General features: G+C 66.4%; 23 protein-coding genes. 19 read left to right on the forward strand and 4 right to left on the reverse strand.

Translation table 11 applies throughout. The features are described 5' to 3' along the window. Positions 1-16: 16 nt before the first annotated feature. The 5 genes from ccoG to ROZ00_01635 all read left to right on the forward strand — a co-directional run bounded on the left by ccoG (position 17) and on the right by ROZ00_01635 (position 3,691). Positions 17-1,444, forward strand: a complete 1,428-nt coding sequence (gene ccoG, locus ROZ00_01615; protein ID MDT3734908.1) for a cytochrome c oxidase accessory protein CcoG — start codon at positions 17-19, stop codon at positions 1,442-1,444. Next, the gene (locus ROZ00_01620; GenBank protein MDT3734909.1) at positions 1,441-1,950 is read left to right on the forward strand and encodes a FixH family protein; all 510 of its coding nucleotides are present in this window, start codon (positions 1,441-1,443) and stop codon (positions 1,948-1,950) included. The genes ccoG and ROZ00_01620 overlap by 4 nt, the downstream gene beginning before the upstream one ends. A 34-nt stretch (positions 1,951-1,984) precedes the next feature. Then, entirely contained in the window at positions 1,985-2,266 is a 282-nt protein-coding gene (locus ROZ00_01625) for a hypothetical protein (GenBank protein MDT3734910.1), read from the forward strand. A gap of 150 nt (positions 2,267-2,416) precedes the next feature. Beyond that, positions 2,417-3,475 carry an NAD(P)/FAD-dependent oxidoreductase gene (locus ROZ00_01630; GenBank protein ID MDT3734911.1) on the forward strand — a complete coding sequence of 353 codons (1,059 nt, stop codon included), beginning with the start codon at positions 2,417-2,419 and terminating at the stop codon, positions 3,473-3,475. A 39-nt stretch (positions 3,476-3,514) separates the two neighbouring features. Further along, a complete protein-coding gene (locus ROZ00_01635) occupies positions 3,515-3,691 on the forward strand; it encodes a hypothetical protein (GenBank protein MDT3734912.1) in 177 nt (58 codons plus the stop codon). A gap of 4 nt (positions 3,692-3,695) precedes the next feature. Here ROZ00_01635 and ROZ00_01640 read toward each other — a convergent pair whose 3' ends face one another. Together ROZ00_01640 and ROZ00_01645 are read right to left on the reverse strand one after the other, a co-directional pair. Next, on the reverse strand, positions 3,696-4,289 hold the full coding sequence (locus tag ROZ00_01640; protein MDT3734913.1) for a hemerythrin domain-containing protein: 594 nt from the start codon (positions 4,287-4,289) through the stop codon (positions 3,696-3,698). Positions 4,290-4,300: 11 nt separating this feature from the next. Further along, the gene (locus tag ROZ00_01645) at positions 4,301-4,744 is read right to left on the reverse strand and encodes a universal stress protein (protein ID MDT3734914.1); all 444 of its coding nucleotides are present in this window, start codon (positions 4,742-4,744) and stop codon (positions 4,301-4,303) included. A gap of 103 nt (positions 4,745-4,847) precedes the next feature. Between ROZ00_01645 and ROZ00_01650 the strand changes: the two genes are divergently transcribed. The 5 genes from ROZ00_01650 to ROZ00_01670 all read left to right on the forward strand — a co-directional run bounded on the left by ROZ00_01650 (position 4,848) and on the right by ROZ00_01670 (position 10,160). Continuing rightward, positions 4,848-6,251, forward strand: a complete 1,404-nt coding sequence (locus tag ROZ00_01650) for an MBL fold metallo-hydrolase (GenBank protein MDT3734915.1) — start codon at positions 4,848-4,850, stop codon at positions 6,249-6,251. An 11-nt stretch (positions 6,252-6,262) separates the two neighbouring features. Next, a complete protein-coding gene (locus ROZ00_01655; protein ID MDT3734916.1) occupies positions 6,263-8,008 on the forward strand; it encodes an alpha/beta fold hydrolase in 1,746 nt (581 codons plus the stop codon). A gap of 158 nt (positions 8,009-8,166) precedes the next feature. Then, positions 8,167-8,607 (forward strand): hemerythrin domain-containing protein, encoded by a 441-nt coding sequence (locus ROZ00_01660; protein MDT3734917.1) that lies wholly within the window; start codon positions 8,167-8,169, stop codon positions 8,605-8,607. 11 nt (positions 8,608-8,618) lie between these two features. Beyond that, positions 8,619-8,840: a DUF2249 domain-containing protein gene (locus ROZ00_01665; GenBank protein MDT3734918.1), complete on the forward strand. Its 222-nt coding sequence runs from the start codon at positions 8,619-8,621 to the stop codon at positions 8,838-8,840. A gap of 9 nt (positions 8,841-8,849) precedes the next feature. Then, on the forward strand, positions 8,850-10,160 hold the full coding sequence (locus tag ROZ00_01670; GenBank protein ID MDT3734919.1) for a hypothetical protein: 1,311 nt from the start codon (positions 8,850-8,852) through the stop codon (positions 10,158-10,160). Here ROZ00_01670 and ROZ00_01675 read toward each other — a convergent pair whose 3' ends face one another. Next, complete coding sequence (locus tag ROZ00_01675; GenBank protein ID MDT3734920.1) at positions 10,161-10,853, reverse strand: Crp/Fnr family transcriptional regulator; 693 nt, start codon at positions 10,851-10,853, stop codon at positions 10,161-10,163. It abuts the gene before it with no gap. A gap of 90 nt (positions 10,854-10,943) precedes the next feature. On the opposite strand from ROZ00_01675, the gene ROZ00_01680 reads away from it, so the two are divergent. Both ROZ00_01680 and ROZ00_01685 read left to right on the forward strand, forming a co-directional pair. Further along, positions 10,944-12,155, forward strand: coding sequence for an NnrS family protein (locus ROZ00_01680; GenBank protein MDT3734921.1), 1,212 nt, complete (start codon positions 10,944-10,946; stop codon positions 12,153-12,155). Positions 12,156-12,165: 10 nt separating this feature from the next. Continuing rightward, positions 12,166-12,558 (forward strand): SirB2 family protein, encoded by a 393-nt coding sequence (locus ROZ00_01685; GenBank protein MDT3734922.1) that lies wholly within the window; start codon positions 12,166-12,168, stop codon positions 12,556-12,558. 4 nt (positions 12,559-12,562) lie between these two features. Here ROZ00_01685 and fnr read toward each other — a convergent pair whose 3' ends face one another. Then, a complete protein-coding gene (gene fnr / locus ROZ00_01690; GenBank protein ID MDT3734923.1) occupies positions 12,563-13,303 on the reverse strand; it encodes a fumarate/nitrate reduction transcriptional regulator Fnr in 741 nt (246 codons plus the stop codon). Between the two features lie 125 nt (positions 13,304-13,428). Here fnr and hemN point away from each other — a divergent pair, with 125 nt between their 5' ends. The 7 genes from hemN to ROZ00_01725 all read left to right on the forward strand — a co-directional run bounded on the left by hemN (position 13,429) and on the right by ROZ00_01725 (position 20,861). After that, positions 13,429-14,823: an oxygen-independent coproporphyrinogen III oxidase gene (gene hemN / locus ROZ00_01695; protein ID MDT3734924.1), complete on the forward strand. Its 1,395-nt coding sequence runs from the start codon at positions 13,429-13,431 to the stop codon at positions 14,821-14,823. Between the two features lie 53 nt (positions 14,824-14,876). Further along, the gene (locus ROZ00_01700; GenBank protein MDT3734925.1) at positions 14,877-15,581 is read left to right on the forward strand and encodes a sulfite exporter TauE/SafE family protein; all 705 of its coding nucleotides are present in this window, start codon (positions 14,877-14,879) and stop codon (positions 15,579-15,581) included. Between the two features lie 12 nt (positions 15,582-15,593). Continuing rightward, positions 15,594-17,990: a heavy metal translocating P-type ATPase gene (locus ROZ00_01705; protein MDT3734926.1), complete on the forward strand. Its 2,397-nt coding sequence runs from the start codon at positions 15,594-15,596 to the stop codon at positions 17,988-17,990. Next, positions 17,987-18,481 carry an ankyrin repeat domain-containing protein gene (locus ROZ00_01710; protein ID MDT3734927.1) on the forward strand — a complete coding sequence of 165 codons (495 nt, stop codon included), beginning with the start codon at positions 17,987-17,989 and terminating at the stop codon, positions 18,479-18,481. Before ROZ00_01705 ends, ROZ00_01710 begins: the two co-directional genes overlap by 4 nt. A gap of 18 nt (positions 18,482-18,499) precedes the next feature. Beyond that, positions 18,500-18,706, forward strand: a complete 207-nt coding sequence (locus tag ROZ00_01715; protein ID MDT3734928.1) for a cation transporter — start codon at positions 18,500-18,502, stop codon at positions 18,704-18,706. Further along, complete coding sequence (locus ROZ00_01720) at positions 18,703-19,860, forward strand: NnrS family protein (protein MDT3734929.1); 1,158 nt, start codon at positions 18,703-18,705, stop codon at positions 19,858-19,860. Before ROZ00_01715 ends, ROZ00_01720 begins: the two co-directional genes overlap by 4 nt. Positions 19,861-19,931: 71 nt before the next feature. Continuing rightward, the gene (locus ROZ00_01725) at positions 19,932-20,861 is read left to right on the forward strand and encodes a ZIP family metal transporter (GenBank protein MDT3734930.1); all 930 of its coding nucleotides are present in this window, start codon (positions 19,932-19,934) and stop codon (positions 20,859-20,861) included. The last annotated feature ends 1 nt before the right edge of the window (position 20,862 follow it).

Genomic DNA, 20,862 nt, shown 5'->3' on the forward strand with positions numbered 1-20,862 from the left:
AACCAAGAGCCGTATCATGGCGCAGCCCGCCCCCAAGCCGGAAAGCACCGGCGCCAAGGTTATTCCGATCAAGGAAGCATCCCTCTACGAAGCGCACAAGAAGATCTATGCGCGCAGCGTGAGCGGTCGGTTTGCCACCTGGCGCTGGATACTCGTCTGGGTCACGCAGATCGTTTACTACGGCCTTTGCTGGCTGGAATGGAACGGCCGCCAGGCCGTGCTGTTCGACCTGGTCGAGCGAAAGTTCTACATCTTCGGCCTGGTGTTCTGGCCGCAGGACGTGTTCTACCTGGCCGTCCTGCTCATTATTTCCGCGCTGTCACTGTTTCTGTTCACCGCCGTCGCCGGCCGGCTGTTCTGCGGATATGCCTGCCCGCAAACCGTCTACACCGAAGTTTTTATGTGGGTGGAGAAGCTCATCGAAGGCGACCGGCCGGCTCGAATGAAACTCGATGCGGCGCCAATGAACGCCAACAAGCTCGCCCGCAAGGCGGCCAAACATGCAGTCTGGCTGGCGATCGCGTTGTGGACCGGTTTCACCTTCGTCGGCTATTTCACGCCGATCAAGACGCTGGCCGGCTCGGTGATGAGCTGGCATCTCGGCCCCTGGGAAACCTTCTGGATCTTCTTCTACGGCTTCGCCACTTGGGGCAATGCCGGCTTCATGCGCGAGCAGGTGTGCAAGTACATGTGCCCCTACGCCCGCTTCCAGGGCGTCATGTTCGACCCGGACACCCTGATCGTCACCTACGACGCGGAGCGCGGCGAACCGCGCGGGGCACGTTCGAAGAAGGCCGATCACAAGGCCGCCGGCAAGGGCGACTGCGTCGATTGCGGCATCTGCGTACAGGTCTGCCCGACCGGCATCGACATTCGCGATGGACTGCAGTACGAATGCATCGGCTGTTCGGCCTGCATCGACGCCTGCGACCAAGTGATGGACAAGATGGGCTATCCGCAAGGGCTGATCCGCTACTCCACCGAACATGCCCTGGCCGAGCGTTGGGGCAGCAAGCAGATCGTCGCCCACATCCTGCGGCCGCGCACGCTGCTCTATGGTGCCGTCCTGGCCACGATCATCGGCGCCGCTGCGGTGGGACTGACTATGCGCCAGCCGCTCAAGGTGGATGTCATCCGCGACCGGGCAACGCTTGCCCGGGAGGTAGAGGGCGGCCTGATCGAGAACGTCTACCGCCTGCAGATCATGAACCTGGCCGAGGAACCGCGCCGCTTCGCATTGGCCGTGACCGGCCTCAATGGCATCCAGCTCGCCACTGAATCCATCGTCGAAATTCCACCCGCTGCCACCCAGGCTGTTTCCGTGCGTGTGCGCGTAGAGCCTGACGCAGGAAAACGCGGGTCCAATCTCATCCATTTCGAGGTGCGCGCACTCAACCACGATGAGGTTTTCGTGCGAGAGAAGGCGAGCTTCCTGCTGCCATGAATCCAGTCGCCCAGGACCGCCGCCCATGGTATCGCCACCCCTGGCCCTGGATCCTGATGGCCGGGCCAGCCGTGGTGGTGATCGCCGGCATCATTACCGCATGGATTGCAGCGACCACCAATGACGGCCTGGTCGCCGACGATTACTACAAGCAGGGGCTTGCGGTAAACCAGAGGCTGGCGCGCGACGATGCCGCCGCGGCGATCCAGCTTGAAGCCCGTTTGCGCCTTACCGCCAACAGGATGGATGTCCGTCTGGTTTCGCGCACCGGAGCCCCGCTCCCTTCCAGGCTGCGGATTACGCTGGCGCATCCGACCCGTGGAGGGGAGGATCAGAAATTGATACTGGAGGGCGAGAAGGGCGCCTACTCCGGTGCCATGTCGGCACTCGGTCCTGGGCGCTGGCAGGTGGTGGTCGAGGACGAGGCCAATAACTGGCGTCTCGCCGGCAGCGTTCAGTTGCCGGATTCGCCTGAAACCCTGCTCATGGCAGCCGGTAAAAAATAAAGACAAAAACAACGATAATCGCAAGGAGAGAGACATGCAACGAATGATCTGGGTCCTGTGGCCTTCCTTCGTCGTCGCCGGCATTGCCGAGGCGGTGTTCTTCACCCTCATAGATCCGCAGGAACTTTATCTTTTCGGAGAGCCGGTCAGCTTCTCGCGGATTGCGACCTATTCCATCGGCTTCTTCGCCTTCTGGGCACTTTGTGCCGCTTCCAGCATGTTCACCTGTTTTATCCAGCGCTCCTCGAGCGAAATCAACAAATGCCCGTTGCCGCAGCGCGAGCGCCCGAAGGATTGCCCCAAGTTCGACGAATAGGCCTGTTCGTCCCGCCACCGATTTTCCGCCCATCAAGTGTAGAATCACACCAAGCTGGCGTTCCTTGGATCACGGAGCGCAGTGACAAAAAAACAATAACGATAGCGGCGGCGTAGTACAGCCTGCCGACACCTCCGCGAAAGCGAGGTCATGGCGAATACGGACGAGTGCGATGTGCTGGTTGTCGGGCTGGGCCCGGCCGGCGCCGCGGCGGCAACGGCCGCGGCCAAGGCAGGCGCTCGCGTGCTCGCCGTCGAGCGGAGGCAAACCCCGGGGGGTGCTGCAAATTGCCCGGAGTTCATTCCCATCCCGCTCGGCCTGAATGCCCATGCCGATCATGTCGTCATCCAGAAAATCGTCGGTGCCCGCAATCACTTGAGCGACGGCAGCCGCGCCGATAACCTGTTGCCGGGCTGTGTCGTGAACCGCGATGCCTTCGATCGCGCGCTGGTCGATTTTTCCAGAGCCGCCGGCGCACAGTTGCTTTTTGACGCGACGCTGGCCGGTCTCGATGCCGACCACAGCCAGGCAACGCTGAGCCAGGGCGGATGCGTGCGTACGGTGCAATTCCGCGCGCTGGTGGCTGCCGACGGCCATGCCTCGACCGTCGCCCGCCTGCTCGGGCTGCCTGTCCTCCGGAAGATGCATACCGTTCGCTACCGCGTTTCGCTGCATGTGCCGCAGGATGCCGTCGATGTCTGGATATCCCCGCGCTATCCCGGTGGCTACGGCTGGCTGATTCCGGCGGGACGCGAAGCCGTCATCGGCACCGGCATCGAGGAAACCGTGGCAAGCGAAGCCCTGGAGGCCCTGCACGGGCAACTGGCCGGAGCAGGGCTGATCGGCAGCAATGTGCTTGGCCGGTCCGCAGGTGCCGTGCCGGTCGAGGGACTCCGCGAAAAGCTCGCCATGGGCAACATACTGTTTGCTGGCGACGCGGGAGGGATGGCACACCCGCTTACCGGGGCGGGCATCCATCCTGCAGTCGTTTCCGGCGAGGCGGCTGGACGTGCCGCCGCAGAATGGACGTCCGGTCACCTTGGCGCGCTGCCCACCTACGAGGCAAAGATGCGCGGACAGTTTGGCGACATGCTGACGCGCGCGGCGAGACGGCGCGAGCCGCTGGTATCCCCTTTGGGTTGTGAAAGCGACGCGACCCGCCTGGCGCCGGGCGGCTGGAGCGTGGTGCGTGGTGCATTTGAACAGTAACTTTTTGTACCCCAAACTGCCGACCGACCTTGGCCAATAATGGACGGCATCGGCAAGGCCGTTGTGGCGTTCCTCGCCAAATACAGGGATCTCAGCGTGGGCGGAAACCTGGTGGCTTCCTTTGGCCGGGATCTCGAAGCAGTGGGGAAGGTGCTGGCTGACCGCATCCAGCGGGAAGAGGAGACCCTCTACCCGCAGTACGCGCCAGCCTATTGAGCAGTCAGGCAGTCGTCCGCGAAGGCCCCACGCCGATCGGCGGCGGGGCCAGGTTGACGATGCGCGAGAAAAGCGAACGGAACTCGTGGTCCGGCTCGGCGCCGAAGCGCGGGTCGCCGTTTTCGCCGAAGGCCTGCGCGATTTCGATCCAGTCTTCCGGCTTGAGGTGTTGCTTGGCCAGCGGGATCAGGACGTTCTCCTCGAGCGCCATGTGGATGGCAATCTCGTCGGCGAAAGTTTCCGCCGCAGCCATGAAGGCTTCGCGGCCGCCCGGCGCGCCGGCCTCGTAGCGACCCAGCGCCATCTCCAGCGCCTTGACATGCTCGACGCCGGAACGGTGCTGCTCCTCCAGTTCTAGGATGGCCTTGTCGGCGTCGCGGGTGCGCATTTTCAGGCGGCGAAACAGGTAGGCCTCCTCCTTCGGGTGGTGCAGCTTCTGCGGGAAGGTGTCGATGTAGTAGAGCATTGCCCACAGCAGCCTGCTGTCGGGCTCGATGCCTTTCTCGCGCATCTCGCGCACGAGAAAACGCAGGCCGTGCGTGACGGCGGCCATCGAGCGGTGCTCGTCGAGGATGATGGTGAGGGCGGTGTTCAGCATGGTTCCCTATCCTACCGATACACCAGCACGGGCACCTTGGAGTGGGTCAGCACCTTCTGCGTTTCCGAACCAAGCAGCAGGCCGGACAGGCCGCGCCGTCCGTGCGAGGCCATGAAGATGAGATCGCAGCCGTTGGCCGCGGCTGCCTCGATGATCGCCTCGTAGGGGACGTCGCTGGTGGCCGAGGTGCTGGCGCAGGTCACGCCGGCGCCAGCGGCCATGCCCTGGGCTGCCGCGAGGATTTCCTGGGACTGCTTTTCCGCCATCTCGGCGAATTTTTCCGGCGTCGTCGGATCGATCAGCGCGCCTTCGCCGTAGAAGGCCACGGGATAGTCGGGCTTGGCGTAGAAGAAGGTGATCTTCGCCCCGGTTTCACGGGCGAAATCCACGGCTTTCTTGACAGTATCGCCGGACAGCACCGAGCCGTCGGTGGGAACGAGAATGTGCTTGAACATGCTGCCCTCCTGATCGTTTGAATGATTATATATAGAAAGCGCAACCCAATAGCGATTGACGCAGATCAAGCATGATAACGCCTCTACCGGACCAAAATGAAACATGCGCATCACATTTCATGGTGCTGCCGGAGAGGTGACCGGCTCCTGCTACCTGGTTGAAACCGGGGATGTGCGTTTTCTTGTCGATTGCGGCATGTTCCAGGGCGGCCGTGATGCCTGGCGGAAGAACCTTCGCGCGTTGGCCTTCGACCTGCGCAACCTCGATTTCATCCTCCTCACGCATGCCCATCTGGATCATTCCGGCCTGTTGCCGCGCGCCGCCGCGCTGGGTTTCCGCGGGCCGGTGCATGCGACGGCAGCAACGACGGATCTCCTCGGTGTGATGCTGCTCGATTCGGCCCACATTCAGGAGAAGGAAGCCGAGTGGGAGGCCAAGCGCGCCCATGCCGGACGCAGCCGGGGCCAGGCGGGGGCGCTGCTCTACACGGTGGCGCAGGCGCAGGCCTGCCTGCGGCAGTTGCGCCGGGCGGAATACGACCGGCCTTTCCAGCCGCATCCTGCAGTCCGCGTTTGCCTGCGCGATGCCGGCCACATCCTCGGTTCCGCCATTGCCGAAATCTGGGTCGAGGAGGCGGGGCGCACGCACAAGCTGGTGTTTTCCGGCGACCTGGGCATGCCGGCGCGTCCGGTCCTGCGCGATCCGCAGCCGATCGAGGCGGCGGATGTGCTCTTCGTCGAGGCCACCTACGGCAACCGCCTGCACAAGTCGCTCGATGCGACCGAAGACGAACTGGTCGAGGCGATCGAGGATACCCTGCACCGCAAGCACGGCAACGTCGTCATGCCGGCCTTTTCCGTCGGCCGTACGCAGGAGGTGTTGTTCGTGCTCGCCGATCTGGTGCGGCGCGGGCGCCTCAGGCGCCTGCAGGTCTATGTCGATTCGCCGATGTCGATGGCCGCCACCGAGATCACCCTGCGCCATGCCGAACTGCTCGACGAACACACCCGGGAACTGATCGAATGGCAGCGTGCGCATCCCGAGGCCCTGTCGGTGCGTTTCGTGCAGGACGTCGAGGAGTCGATCGCGCTCAACCAGATCCGCAGTGGTGCAGTCATCATTTCCGCAAGCGGCATGTGCGACGCTGGCCGCATCAAGTACCACCTGCTCAACAATCTTGGCCGGCGCGAGGCCTCGGTGATCATCACCGGCTTCCAGGCGGCGGGCACGCTGGGCCGGCGCCTGGTGGAGGGTGCCCGCAGCGCCACCATCTTCGGACAACACGTTCCCGTGCGCGCCGACATCTACACCATCGGCGGTTTGTCCGCGCATGCCGACCAGGACGGGCTCCTTGGCTGGCTGGGACATTTCCGTCGCCTGCCGCAGCGGACTTTCGTGGTGCACGGCGAGGCGGAAGCCGCCGAGGCCTTCGCCGGGGCGGTCCGGCATCGACTGAAGTGGAATAATGTCAGCGTGCCGCAATACGGCAGCATTGAAGAGTTATAAGGGAAACCGTCATGTCCAGGCAAAAGGAAAACCACAAGGCTCCGGTCGTCGCGAACCCCGCCGCGACCTGGAAGGCGGTGCACGATGTCACCGAGGCCGGCATCGACCCGCTGGGCATCGCCGCCCCGATCAGCCATGCCCAGATGGCCTGGATGATGCACCCGCTGGAGCTGGCCGAACTGGGGGCCAGATTCTCCGGCGACCTGATGGCGTTCACCTGGCACGCCTGGAACCGCGCCCTCGGCCTGCCGAGCGAGGACCCGATCAAGCCGCACGCCGACGACACCCGCTTTGCCGACCCGGTATGGAAGGATTCCGCCACCTGGGACATCGTCAAGGAGTGGTACCTCCTGCTGACCCACAACGTGCAGGACGCCCTCTACGACACGCCGGCGCTGTCCGGCAAGGAGCGCCGGCGCGCCGCCTTCTGGTGGCGGAAGTGGCTCAACGCCATGGCGCCGACCAACTTCCTGCTGACCAATCCGGTGGCCATGGCCAAGGCCGCAGAGACCAACGGGGAGAGCCTGGTGCGCGGCATGCACAACTTCCTCGAGGACCTGCGCGCCGGCAACGTGCGCATGACGCGCCCCGAGGATTTCATCGTCGGCAAGAACCTGGCGACGACGCCCGGTGCGGTGGTGTTCCGCAACCGGCTGCTGGAAGTGATCCATTACGCGCCGACGACGGAGCAGGTGCACGCCACGCCGATCGTCATCGTCACGCCGTGGATCAACAAGTTCTACATCCTCGACCTGAATCCGAAGAAGAGCCTGGTGAAATACCTGCTCGACCAGGGCTTTTCGGTGTTCATCACCAGTTGGAAGAACCCGACGCCCGAGATGCGCGACGTCACCTTCGAAGACTACATCGTCGAGGGCGTCAACGAGGCCATCGAGGCGGCGCGCGGCTTCACGGGCGCGCCGCGGGTGCATGCCGTCGGCTACTGCATCGGCGGCACGGCGCTGTCGACCTGGATGGCCTGGGCCAACCGCAAGTACGGGGATGCCGACAAGGTGCCGGTGGCGCACTGGACGCTACTCACCACCCTGGTCGACTTCAGCCGGCCGGGCGACATCGAGGTCTTCATCGACGAAGGCAGCGTGCGCTGGCTGACCCAGGCCATGCAGGGCAAGGGTTTTCTCGACGGCAAGGAAATGGCCGCCGCCTTCCGCCTGCTCCGCTCGAACAGCCTGATCTGGCAGTACGTGGTGCATGGCTATCTCTACGGCGAGGCGCCGCCGCCCTTCGACGTGCTCTACTGGAACATGGACACCACGCGCATGCCGTTCGCCATGCACGAGTGGTACCTGCGCGAACTCTATCTGCGCAACAACCTTATCCGCGGCGACGCACTGACGCTCGGCGGCCAGCCGATCGATCTTGGCCGCATCCGCCAGCCGCTGTATGCCGTCTCCGCCGAGGACGACCACATCGCTCCCTGGCAGCAGTGCTTCCGCATCTGCAATCACGTGCCGGCGGAGAAGCGCTTCGTGTTGTCCTCCTCCGGCCACATCCTCGGCATCGTCAACCCGCCGGTGACGCCGCCCAAGCGCAGCTTCCACGCCGGCGTGGCGCACCGGCGCGACCGCTTCCAGCAATGGCAGGAGCGCGCCGAGGAGCATGCCGGCACCTGGTGGGAGGACTGGATGGCCTGGCTGAAGCCGCAGGCCGGCGAACTGGTCGATGCCCATCCCGCTGCGACGAAGCGCTACCCGAAGCTCGCCGATGCACCGGGCACCTACGTGCTGGAGACCTGAGTCCGCCGTGCCGCTGCACTGCCAATGGGCTTGATGGTGCGGCTGCCCCTTGCATTAAGAGGGTCTATCCATGCATCTATTCTTGACAACCGTCAAGGCCCAACTTCATGCCAAACAAGGAGAATCCCACTCCAAGCAAGCCTGAAGGAGACAACCCAATGAGCGGCATCACCAGTGCCCTGCACAACCACCACAAGTTGTGCGACGACGATTTCGCCGATGCAGAAGACGCAGCCCGCAAGGGCGACTGGGCGGCCTGCGCGGCCACCTATGGAAAATTCCGCACCGAACTGCTGGCGCACTTCAGCGTCGAGGAAGAAGTCCTGTTTCCCGCTTTCGAGCAGCGCACCGGCATGGCCGGCGGGCCGACCCAGGTCATGCGCGGCGAGCACGTGCAGATGCGGGACCTGATCAACCAGATGGACGCGGCCCTGGCGCAGAAGGACGCCGACGGCTTCGGTGGCGCAGCGGAAACCCTCCTCATCATGATGCAGCAGCACAACATGAAGGAGGAAAACATCCTCTATCCGATGATCGACCAGGCACTCGGACAGGACGGCGAGCTCCAGTCGCGCGTCACGGCGGGCCTGAACGCCTAGCCGGAATCGACATGGCCGAGGAACGGGTGATCGACGGCAGGGGGCTGATGCCCCCGGAGCCGATGGAGCTGACCCTCACCGCCCTGGATACCCTCCCGGACGGGGAGGAGCTGCTCCTGCTGCTCTACTGCGAGCCGCAGCCGCTCTACGGCATCCTCAAGCAGAACGGCTACACGCATCGCTCGCAAACACGGCCCGACGGCACCGTAGAAGTCCACATCCGAAAAGCCTGAGGGGCAGCCATGCAACCCGGCCTCTCGTTCGAGCAGGCACCGCCGATCTCGGTGCCCTTCCGCTTCTTCCTCACTGCGCCGCTGTTCGGCATGGCGGCAGGACTGCTGCTGCTGTGGCAGGGGCCGTCTGCGCTTCTCTCGCGCTGGACATCGGTCGCCCTCGCGCTGACCCATCTGCTCGCCGTCGGCTTCATGCTGCAGGCGATGTGCGGCGCACTGCTGCAGATGCTGCCGGTCGCTGCGGGCGCCAACATCTGGCAGCCGCGCCGGGTGACGCAACTCACCCATGCCGGCCTGACCATCGGCACGCTGCTCCTGGTGGCCGGCTTCCTCGGCGAGAAGGCCCTGCTGTTCCAGATCGCCGTGCCGTTCATGACGGTGTCGCTGGGCGCCTTCGCGGTGATTGTCCTTGTGGCGCTGTTCCGCACGCCGGCGCAGGGACCGACCATCATTGCGCTGCGCATCGCCGTGTTCGGGCTGATCGTCACCATCGGCCTGGGGGCGACGCTGGCCTCCGCCTTCGGCTGGCAGCTGGCGCTGCCGCTGACGGAGATCACGCATGTGCACGCGGCCTGGGGGCTGGGCGGCTGGAGCCTGCTGCTGGTGGCCGGCGTCGCCTACCTGGTGGTGCCGATGTTCCAGCTGACGCCCCCCTATCCGACGTGGCTGGCGCGCAGCTTCTCGGTGACCCTGTTCTTCCTGCTGGCGGCCTGGTCGATCACCTGGCTGCCGCTGCAGCGGCCGGACGGCCTGCAGGTCGCGCTGGCCTGCGCCGCGGCGCTGCTGGCCGTGACCTTCGCCGTGGTGACGCTGCGCCTGCAGGGGCAGCGCCGGCGCAAGGTGACCGAGCCGACGCTGCTGTTCTGGCGCCTGGCGATGGCCTGCCTCATCGTCGCGGCCTTTGCCGTCATCCTGCAGCAGCTCAACCCGGGCTCGGAGGATCATGCCGGCACGCCCTTTTTGCTCGGCGTGCTGCTGATGGTGGGGGTGTTCATGCCGGTGATCAGCGGCATGCTCTACAAGATCATGCCCTTCCTCAACTGGCTGCATTTGCAGAAGATCGGCAAGCCCGGCCTGGTGGTGCCGAACATGCGCCAGATGATCTCGGAGCCGCGCATGATGATGCAGTTCAGGCTGCATCTGGCGGCGCTGCTGCTGTTGCTGGGCGCGGTGCCGCTGCCGCTGCTGGTTTATCCCGGCGGCCTGGCGCTGATCGCCTCGTGCATCTGGCTGGAGTGGAACCTGATCGTGGCGACGCGCAACTTCGCCCGCTTCAGCCGCGAACTGGAGGAGCGGCTGGCCCGGGAGCAGGCCGCCTGATCAGGGCTCGTATTCGCGCAGCTTCTTCACGCCGTGCACGGTAACGTGCTTGCCATGCACGGAGATCAGCTTGGCGGCGGCGAGGTCGTGGAAGATGCGCGACAGGGTTTCCGGCGTGAGGTTGAGCCGCGAGGCGATGACCTGCTTGCTGGTCGGCAGGTCGATCTCGACGTCGCTTATCTCGTCGTCGCCGTGGCCGCTGCGCTGCAGGAGGAAGCCGATGACGCGCTGGGTGCTGGAGCGCAGCGAGTAGGATTCGACGTCGCGGATCAGGCCGTGCAGGCGCAGGGCCAGGCCGGCCAGCATGCGGCGGGCGAAGGAGGCGTCGGTCTCGAGCATCTCGAAGACGGCCTGGCGGGCGATGTGCAGCAGCAGCGAGTCGGCGAGCGATTCGGCGAAGACGGGGTAGGGGCGGTCCATGAACATCACCGCCTCGCCGAAGCTTTGCTGCGGCCCGAGGATCTCGACCACCTTTTCGTTGCCGGCGGCCGAGGGGAAGGCGAGCTTCATCTGGCCGTAGACGATGGCGTAGAAGCCGCGCGGCTGGTCGCCCTTCTGAAACAGCATCTCGCCCTTGTGCAGGCGCTTTTCGCGCGTCTGTGCGGCAAGATGGTCGATCTGTTCCTGGCTGAGCTCCTGGAACAGGGGGATTCTGCGGAGTATTTGTGCGATGTCGAGCTTGTCGTTGTGCATTGAAAGACCCTTACCGGCTCTGACGGGGGCGCGGCGCGTGAAACATACCACGGAAAGCCCGGCTCGGGCGAGCCGGCGGGGTTTTCTGCGATGAACCTGTCCGGCGCTCCCGCCTTCTTTCATGCCCCGCACCGCGTGATGTTTCTGGCCGGCGCGACGCAGGGCCTGCTGGCCATGCTGTGGTGGGCCTTCGATCTTGCCGCCCGCCACGGACAGTTGTTCGTCGCGCCGGCCTGGCCGCTGCCGCCGTCCTGGATTCACGCGGCGCTGATGAGCTTCGGCTTTTTCCCCTTCTTCATCTTCGGCTTCGCCATGACCGCCGGGCCGCGCTGGCAGGCTGCGGCGCCGGTGTCCGAGAAGGCCTACCTTGCGGCCTTCGCCCTGATGAGCACGGGCTGGCTGGGCTTCCATGCGGCGCTGTGGCTGCCGTCGCTCCTGCTTCCCGCGCTGGGGCTGGTGCTGGCGGGCTGGTGCGCCGGACTGCCCGCGCTCTGGCGCGTCATGCGCACGCCGAGCAACGAACAGACCCACATCGTCGCCGTGGTGGGGGGACTGACTTTCGGCGCGCTGCTGCTGGCCGCCTTCCTCGGCTACGCCGCCGGCGGACCGGCCTGGATGGCGCAGCTCGCCGTGAAGGGCGGCGTTTGGTTCTTCCTGCTGCCGGTGTTTACGGCGCTGTGCCACCGCATGGTGCCGTTCTTCTCCAGCGCGGTGATCCCGAAGTACCGCGTCGTGCGGCCGCTGTGGGTGCTGCATCTCCTGCTGGCCTGCTATGCCGGCCATGGCGTGCTGGAAGTGGCCGGCCTGCCGCAATGGACCTGGCTGGCCGACCTGCCCGCGGCCCTGGCCGCTGGCTGGCTGAGCTTCGCCTGGCAGCTGCGCAGGTGCCTCGCGGTGCGGCTGCTCGCCGTGCTGCACGTCGCCTTTGCCTGGCTCGGGGCGAGCCTGGCGTTGCATGCCGCGAGCAGTCTGCTGCTGCTCTTCGGCGCCGGCTCGCTCGGCCTGGCGCCGCTGCATGCGCTGACGCTCGGCTTCTTCGCCTCGGCCGTGATCGGCATGGTAACGCGCGTGACGCTCGGGCATTCGGGCCGGCCGCTGAATGCCGACACGGCCGTCTGGGCGATCTTCTGGGTCATGCAGGGCGTGGCGGTGCTGCGCATGCTGGCGGAGTTTGTGCCCCTGACGGGCGCGGCGAATCTCTTCCTGCTCGCGGCCCTCGGCTGGCTGGCGGCGTTCGGCATCTGGTACGCGAAGTTCGCGTCGATCTACCTGAAGCCGCGCCCCGACGGCCGGCCGGGTTAACATCGGCGCCATGACGACCTACCTGCTCCTCAAGCATCTCCACGTCACCTTCGTGGTGATCTCCGTCACGGGTTTCTTCCTTCGCGGCGTCTGGATGCTGACGGATTCGCCGATGCTCAACCGGCTCTGGGTGCGGGTGGTGCCGCACGCGAACGACACCCTGCTGCTGGCGGCCGCCATCGGCCTGTCGATCGTGCTGCAGCAATATCCCTTCGTGCACGGCTGGGTGACGGCCAAGGTGCTGGGCCTGCTGGCCTACATCGGCTTCGGCATGTTCGCCCTGCGGCGCGGCCGCAGCAAGTCGGTGCGCGCGGGCTTCTGGCTGGCCTCGCTGGCCAGCTTCGCCTACATCGTCACGGTGGCCCTGACCAAGGACCCGTGCGGATTCCTGGCCTGGCTGTAGCCGCTCAGCGCGGCTGGTGGTTGAGCAGCTTGCGCAGGCCGTCGCCGTCGAGGATGCGGATGTGCTTCTGCTGCACGGCGATGAAGCCTTCCTCCTGGAAGCGGGAGAAGGCGCGGCTCACCGTCTCCAGCTTGAGGCCGAGGTAGCTGCCGATTTCCTCGCGCGTCATGCGCAGGTGGAATTCCGCCGCCGAGTAGCCGCGCGAGGTGAAGCGCTGCGACATGTTGAGCAGGAAGGCGGCCAGCCGCTCCTCGGCGCGCATGGTGCCGAGCAGCATCATCAGGCCCTGGTCGCGCACCAGCTCGCGGCTCATCACCTTGTGGAAGTTGTGCTGCAGCGCCTGGATCTCGCGCGAGAGCATTTCCAGCTGGGCGAAGGGAATGACGCAGACCTCGCTGTCCTCGAGTGCCACGGCATTGCAGGTGTGCACTTCGGTGCCGATGCCGTCCATGCCGAGGATTTCCCCGGCCATTTGGAAGCCGGTGACCTGGTCGCGGCCATCCTCGAGCAGGACGTCGGTCTTGAAGAAGCCGGTGCGCACGGCATAGATCGCCTCGAAGGAGTCGCCGGCGCGATAGAGGTTCTGCTGGCGTTTCAGCTTGCGGCGGGCGCCGACCAGGCTGTCCAGCTTGGCCAGCTCCTCCTTGCTGAGGCCCTCGGACAGGCACAGCTCATGCAGACTGCATTGGGAACAGGCGGCCTTGATCGTGACAAGGCTGATGGGAACGGCGGATTTGTTGGGCAATTCCGTCTCGCTTTCTCTCTCTGTTGGTTGGTCGCTTTGATCCATGTCAATACGATAAACGGGTCGATGCGGCATCTTTCCCCAACATCCCGCAGCAGGGCTGCAGTACCGATTTACCGCATTACATGAACGCGACTTTTCAGGATCTGATTTTCGACCCGCAGCTGATCCGCCGGTTCGATGTGAACGGACCCCGTTACACATCCTACCCGACGGCCGACCGCTTCGTCGAAGCCTTCGATGCCGACGCCTACCGGCTTTGGTTGGGCAAACGCACGGTCGGCGGCATCAGCAGGCCGCTTTCATTATACGTGCACATCCCCTTCTGCAACACCATCTGCTACTACTGCGCCTGCAACAAGATCATCACCAAGGACCATGGCCGCTCGGCCAAGTACCTGAAATACCTTGATAAAGAAATATCCCTGCAGTCGGGTTACCTGGAAGGCAGCCACGATGTCGTGCAGCTGCACTGGGGCGGCGGCACGCCGACTTTCCTCTCGCACGAGGAAATGCGCCAGCTGATGGGCTCGATCCGCCAGCACTTCCGCCTGCTGCCCAACGGCGAATATTCCATCGAGGTCGATCCGCGCAAGGTCGACGAAGCGACCGTGGCCCTGCTCGGCGAACTGGGTTTCAACCGCATGAGCCTGGGCGTGCAGGACTTCGACCTGGCGGTGCAGGAGGCGGTCAATCGCGTGCAGACCATCGAGGAGACGGAAACCGTGCTGCGCGCCGCGCGCGCCAACGGCTTCAAGTCGATCTCGGTCGACCTCATCTACGGCCTGCCCAAGCAGAACGTCATCAGCTTCAACCGTACGCTGGAAGAGGTCATCCGCCTCTCGCCGGATCGCCTGTCGATCTACAACTACGCCCACCTGCCGAGCCTGTTCAAGCCGCAGCGGCGCATTGCCGAGGGCGAGCTGCCTTCGGCCGACGCCAAGCTGCAGATCCTCCAGCTCGCCATCCGCCGGCTCACCGAGGCGGGCTATGTCTACATCGGCATGGACCACTTCGCCAAGCCGGACGACGAGCTTTCCGTGGCCCAGCGCCAGGGCCGGCTGCATCGCAACTTCCAGGGTTATTCGACGCACGCCGAGTGCGACATGATGTCCTTCGGCATCTCCTCGATCAGCATGGTCGGCCCCAGCTACTGCCAGAACGTCAAGACGCTCGACGAATACTACGACCGCCTCGACAACGGCGTGCTGCCGGTCTATCGCGGCATCGAGCTGACGCCGGACGACCTGCTGCGCCGCTCCATCATCCAGGCCCTGATGTGCCACTTCGAGGTGTCGATCGAGGCGCTCGAAGTGGCCCACCTGATCGACTTCAAGCGCTACTTTGCCGACGAGATCGCCGACCTGCGCGAGATGGAGAAGGGCGGCCTGCTCAAGCTCGACGACAAGTGGATCAGCGTGCAGCCGCGCGGCCGCATGCTGGTGCGCGCCATTGCCATGGTGTTCGACCGCTACCTGCGCGCCGACCGCGAGCGGGCCCGCTACTCGAAAGTGATCTAAACCGCGGATCGACGCGGAGGCCGTGTCGATCCGCGTGACCAGCGGTACCCCTCATGCCCGATACCGGCTACATCGCCGTCTTCCTCGTCGGTCTGCTCGGCGGCACGCATTGCATGGCCATGTGCGGCGGCATCGTCGGCGCCCTGACTGTCGGCACCCCGGCCGGCCGGCCGCAGTGGCCGCTGCACCTCGCCTACAACCTCGGCCGCATTTCCAGCTACGCGCTGGCCGGCGCCGTGCTCGGCGCCATCGGCAGTGCCGGCCTGCTGCTCAACGATGCGCTGCCGGTGCAGATGACCCTCTACGTGCTCGCCAACCTGATGCTTATCGCACTTGGCCTGTATCTGATCGGCGTGCCGCAGGGACTGACTTTCCTTGAGCGCGGCGGGCAGAAAGCGTGGGCGCGCATCCAGCCGCTGACGCGCCGCTTCCTGCCGGCGACCTCGGTATCGCGCGCGCTGCCGCTGGGCATGCTGTGGGGGTTCCTGCCTTGCGGCATGGTCTATTCGGTGCTCGCCACGGCGCTGCTTACCGGCAGCGCCCTGCGCGGGGCGGGGCTGATGCTGGCCTTCGGCCTCGGCACCCTGCCCAACCTGCTGCTGGCAGGGTTTCTCCTGCGGCGCTTCCGCGACGTCGTGCAGGGCCGCCCCGTGCGCCTCGCTTCCGGCCTTCTGGTGCTCGGCTTCGGCGTGTGGGGCCTGTTCAACGCCACCTCGCTCGGCGGCCGGCTCTGGCAGGGAATTGTCTGCGCCGTATAGAATCGAACGTTCATGAACGCGCCAGTCCTTCGTTCCGCCGTTGATCTGCCCATCGAGGGCATGACCTGCGCCGCCTGCGCGGCGCGCATCGAGAAGCAGCTGAACAAGCTGCCCGGCGTCTCGGCGGCCGTGAACTTCGCCAGCGAGCGCGCCCACGTCGAGTTCGACGCCGGCGCGGTGAGTCCGCCGCAACTCGTCGAGACCATCGAGAAGGCCGGCTTCAAGGTGCCGCCGCAGTCGCTCGACCTGGCGCTCTCCGGCATGACCTGCGCCGCCTGCGCCACGCGCATCGAGACGGTGCTGAACAAGCTGCCCGGCGTCGAGGCCAACGTCAATTTCGCCAGCGAGAAGGCCAGCATCCGCTTCGTGCCGGGGCAGGCCGACGCGGCGGCGCTCATCGCCGCCGTCCGTCGCGCCGGCTACGACGCGCGCGAATCCGGCCTCGACACGCGCGCCGCCGAGAAGGAACGCAAGGCCGCCGCCTACCGTGCCGAGCTGAAGCGCTTCTGGATCTCCGTCGTGCTCACCCTGCCGCTGGTGGCGCAGATGGGCGCGATGTTCTCCGGCGAACATGAAGACCTGCTGCCGCGCTGGCTGCAGCTCGCGCTCGCCACGCCGGTGCAGTTCTGGATCGGCTGGCGCTTCTACGTCGGCGCCTTCAATGCCCTGCGCGGCGGCGCCGGCAACATGGACGTTCTGGTGGCGCTCGGCACCTCGATGGCCTGGGCCTTCAGCGCCGTGGTGACGGTGCTCGACCTGCACCATCATCACGTCTATTTCGAGGCCTCCGCCGCCGTCATCACCCTGGTGCTGATGGGGAAACTGCTGGAGGCGCGCGCCAAGGCCAAGACCTCCGCTGCCATCGAGGCGCTGATCCGCCTGCAGCCGCAGACGGCGCGCGTGCTGCGCGACGGCGAGCTGGTCGAGGTGCCGGTGGCGAGCCTGAATCCAGGCGACGTCTTCGTTGTGCGGCCGGGCGAGAGCGTGCCGGTCGACGGCGAGGTGGCGGAGGGCGCCTCCAGCGTGAATGAAGCCATGCTCACCGGCGAGAGCCTGCCGGTGGCGAAGAACCCCGGCGACAAGGTGTTCGCCGCCACGGTGAACGGCGAGGGCCTGATCCGCTGCCGCGCCACCGGCGTCGGCAGCCACACCCTGCTCGCCGGCATCATCCGCATGGTCGAGCAGGCGCAGGGCTCGAAGGCGCCGGTGCAGCGCCTGGCCGACCGCATCTCGGCGGTCTTCGTGCCGGTGGTGACGGCCATCGCGCTGGTCGCCTTCGCCGGCTGGTGGCTGTTCACGGGCGACTTCACCCACGCCTTGGTCAACGCTGTCGCCGTGCTGGTGATCGCCTGCCCCTGTGCGCTCGGCCTGGCGACGCCGACGGCGATCATGGTCGGCACCGGACGCGGCGCCGCGGCGGGGATACTCGTCAAGAACGCCGAGGCGCTGGAACTGGCGAAGAACGTCGAGGTGCTGGCGGTGGACAAGACCGGCACGCTGACGGAGGGCAAGCCGGAAGTGACGGATGTCGTGCCGGCCGACGGCATCGCGCAAGCTGAACTGCTGCGCGTCGCCGCCAGCCTGGAGCAGGGCGCCACGCACCCGCTTGCCGAAGCCATCGTCGCGCGGGCACGCGGGCAGGGCCTGGCGCTGGCGCAGCCGGGCGAGCTGCGTGCCGTGCCGGGCAAGGGCCTGGCGGCGGCACTCGACGGCGAGGAATATGTGCTCGGCTCGCCGGCCTTCCTTGCCGAGCGCGGCGTGGCGGTGCCGGAAGCGCTGCTGGCGCCGTTGGCGAATGGCGGCAGGAGCGTCGTCGCCGTGTCGCGCGGACTGACTTTTCTCGGCCTCATCGGCGTCGCCGACCGCCTGCGGCCGACTTCGCGCGCGGCGGTGGCGCGGCTGCAGGCGCAGGGCGTCGAAGTGGTCATGCTCACCGGCGACAACGCTGCCACGGCGGCGGCCATCGCGCGCGAGGCCGGCATCGAACGCTACGAGGCCGGGGTGCTGCCGCAGGACAAGGCGGCGGCGGTAGCGAAGCTCAAGGCCGGCGGCAAACGCGTCGGCATGGTCGGCGACGGCATCAACGATGCGCCGGCGCTGGCCGCGGCGGACGTCTCCTTCGCCATCGGCGGCGGCTCGGACGTGGCGCTGGAGGCGGCCGACGTGACGCTGATGAGGAGCGACCTGCTCTCGGCGGCCGACGCCATCGACCTGTCGCGCGCCACCTTGTCGAAGATACGCCAGAACCTGTTCTTCGCCTTCATCTACAATGTGCTCGGCATCCCGCTTGCGGCCATGGGCATGCTCAACCCGGTCATCGCCGGTGCGGCGATGGCGCTGAGTTCCGTATCGGTGGTGAGCAATTCCCTGCTGCTGCGGCGCTGGAAACCCCATCGGAGAGACGAATGACCTTGTACCGACTTATTGCCGCCGTGCTGTACGGACTGACCTTTGCCGCGGCGCCGCTGGCACAGGCGCAGACGACCCTCGGCGCCAACGAGCCGCCCATTTTCGACGCCGCCCGCATCGGCACCGCCGCCGAGGTGGACAAGATCCTCAAGGCCAACCCGGCCATGCGCGATGCGCGCAACCAGCTCGGCTCGACGCCGCTGCATCTTGCCGCCACCAACCTCGACAGCGGGCCGCTGAAAGTGCTGATCGCCGCCGGCGCCGAGGTCAACGCGCGCGACAAGGAGGACAATACGCCGCTGCACATGGCCGCCTATGTCGGTCGCTCGGAAGCCGCGCGCCTGCTGCTCGAAGCCGGCGCCGATGTGAACGCCAAGTCGACGGGCGGCCGCACGCCGCTGTCGCTGGCGCGCAAGACGCGCGCCGACGAGACGGCGGGCATCATTTCCCTCTGGGTGCTGAAGGGCTGCAAGCCCGGCAAGCCCTGTTAAGTCGATAAAGGAAGCATCATGGAAACCACCACCCTCAAGGTCGAAGGCATGTCCTGCGGCGGCTGCGTGAAGAGCGTCACCAACGTGCTCACCGCGCTGCCCGGCGTGGCGAAGGCGGAAGTCTCGCTGGAGAACAAGAGCGCCCGCGTCGAGTTCGAGGCCGGACGCGTCACGCGCGAGGACATGAAGCGGGTCATCGTGGACGCCGGCTTCGAGGCGGAGTGAGCAAGCACCCCCTCTGGCTGGTCGGCTTCCGCCCCTTCTTCGCACTGGCCTGCCTGTCCGGCATCGTCCTGCCCGTCGTCTGGGCGCTGATGTTCGCCGGCGTGCTCGACGCGCCGGCGGCGGCGTTCACGTCGATCCAGTGGCATGCCCACGAGATGTTCTTCGGCTTCGGCTGGGCCATGCTCGGCGGCTTCCTGCTCACCGCGAGCAAGAACTGGGTGAAGATCCGCGGCTACCACGGGACCGCGCTGGTCTTCCTCGTTTCCGCTTGGGTCTTCGAGCGCCTCGGCATGTGGTTCGGCGCCGCCTGGCCGCAGCCGCTGTTCCTGCTCTCCAACCAGCTTTTCCTCGTCGCCATCGTGGCCATGCTGCTGTGGACCCTGCTGCGCCATCGCGACACCGACGGCTACCGCAAGGACAACATTTTCTTCCTGCTCCTGCTGCCGCTGTTCCCCGTGTCGAAGGCACTGCTCCTCGACGGGCCCTGGGGCCAGGCCGGACAGCTGATGGCGCTCGGCCTGTTCCGCCTCGCCTTCCTCATCATGCTCGAGCGCACGCTGACCGATTTCATGAAGGGCGTCTTCAAGGCGGAGATCCTGCGCCACCCGCTGCTCGACGGCGCCATCAAGACGCTGGCCCTGGCGCTGGCCTTCGCCGGCTTCCTGCCGCCCCTGGCGACGGCCGGCCTGGCGGCGTTGCTGGCGCTGCTGCTGCTCGTCCGCTTCGCCTACTGGCAGCCGCGGCTGGCCTTCACGCGCCTCGACATCGGCGTCATGCACCTCGGCTACCTCGCCATCGTCGGCCAGCTGCTGGTGCTGGCCTTCGAGCAGGCCGCCCACAGCGTCTGGGTCGGCAGCGTCTCCATCCACCTGTTCACCTTCGGCGTCATGGGCCTGATCATTCCGGCCATGATCGTGCGCATCTCGAAGGGCCACACCGGACGCAAGGTGATGTTCGACGCCGGCGACAAGGCGGTGCTGTGGATCATGATCGCGGCGCTGGCGCTGCGCGTGCTTGCGCCGCAGCTCGCCCCCGGCGCCTACCTGCTGTGGGTCGACCTGGCAGCCGCCGGCTGGACCGCCGCCTTCGCCATCCTCGCCTGGCGCGTGATTCCCTTCCTGCTGCAGCCCAGGATCGACGGCCGGGAGCATTGATAGCGATCGGCTATCGCAGCCATCGCCACAATCAACTTCCCGCCCCGCGGCGGCTTGCCTAAACTCCCTTCATGGAAATTGCCGAGACTCCGCAGACCAGCTGGCTTGAGGCGCTGCGCGAACATGCGCGCGAACATGCCTTTGCAGCCTGGGGTCTTGGCCTTTCTGTCCTGGCCGTCGTCCTGCTTCTCGCCCAGAGCCTGGTGCAGGTCATCGCCGGTGAAGCCACTGCGGTGCTGGGCTATGCCCTGGCCGGCGGTGCGGCCGGCTTCATTGCCACCGCGCTTGGTGCCGTGCCGGCGCTGTTCCTGCGCGGCATTCCGCAGCGGGTGGAGGACAGCATGCTCGGCATGGCGGCCGGCATGATGCTCGCCGCCAGCGCCTTCTCGCTGCTCCTGCCCGGGCTGGAGGCGGGCGCCGGCATCCTCGGCAGCAAGTCTTTCGGCGCCGGCGTCGTCGTGCTCGGCATGGCTCTCGGCGTCCTGCTGATGCTCGGCCTCGACGCCTTCACCCCGCACGAGCACGACAAGACCGGTCCCTGCGGGCCCGGCTACGAACGCTGCGGCCGCGTCTGGCTGTTCGTCTTCGCCATCGCCTTGCACAACCTGCCCGAAGGCATGGCCATCGGCGTCGGCTTCTCCCATGCCGACATGGGCGTCGGGCTGCCGCTCGTCACGGCGATCGCCCTGCAGGACATCCCGGAAGGACTGGCCGTGGCGCTGGCCCTGCGCGGCGCCGGCCTGACGCCGACGACCGCCGTGCTGGTTGCCGGCGCCAGCGGCCTGCTCGAGCCGGTGGGCGCTTTGCTCGGCGTCGGTCTCGCCAGCGGCCTGGCCGTCGCCTATCCGGTCGGGCTGGGCCTCGCCGCCGGCGCGATGATCTTCGTCGTCTCGCACGAGGTCATCCCGGAGACGCACCGCAACGGCCACCAGACGCCGGCGACCATCGGCCTGATGGCCGGCTTCGCGCTGATGATGGCGCTCGACACCGCCCTGGGCTGAG

The organism is Denitratisoma sp., assembly GCA_032027165.1.
Classification (GTDB): domain Bacteria; phylum Pseudomonadota; class Gammaproteobacteria; order Burkholderiales; family Rhodocyclaceae; genus Desulfobacillus.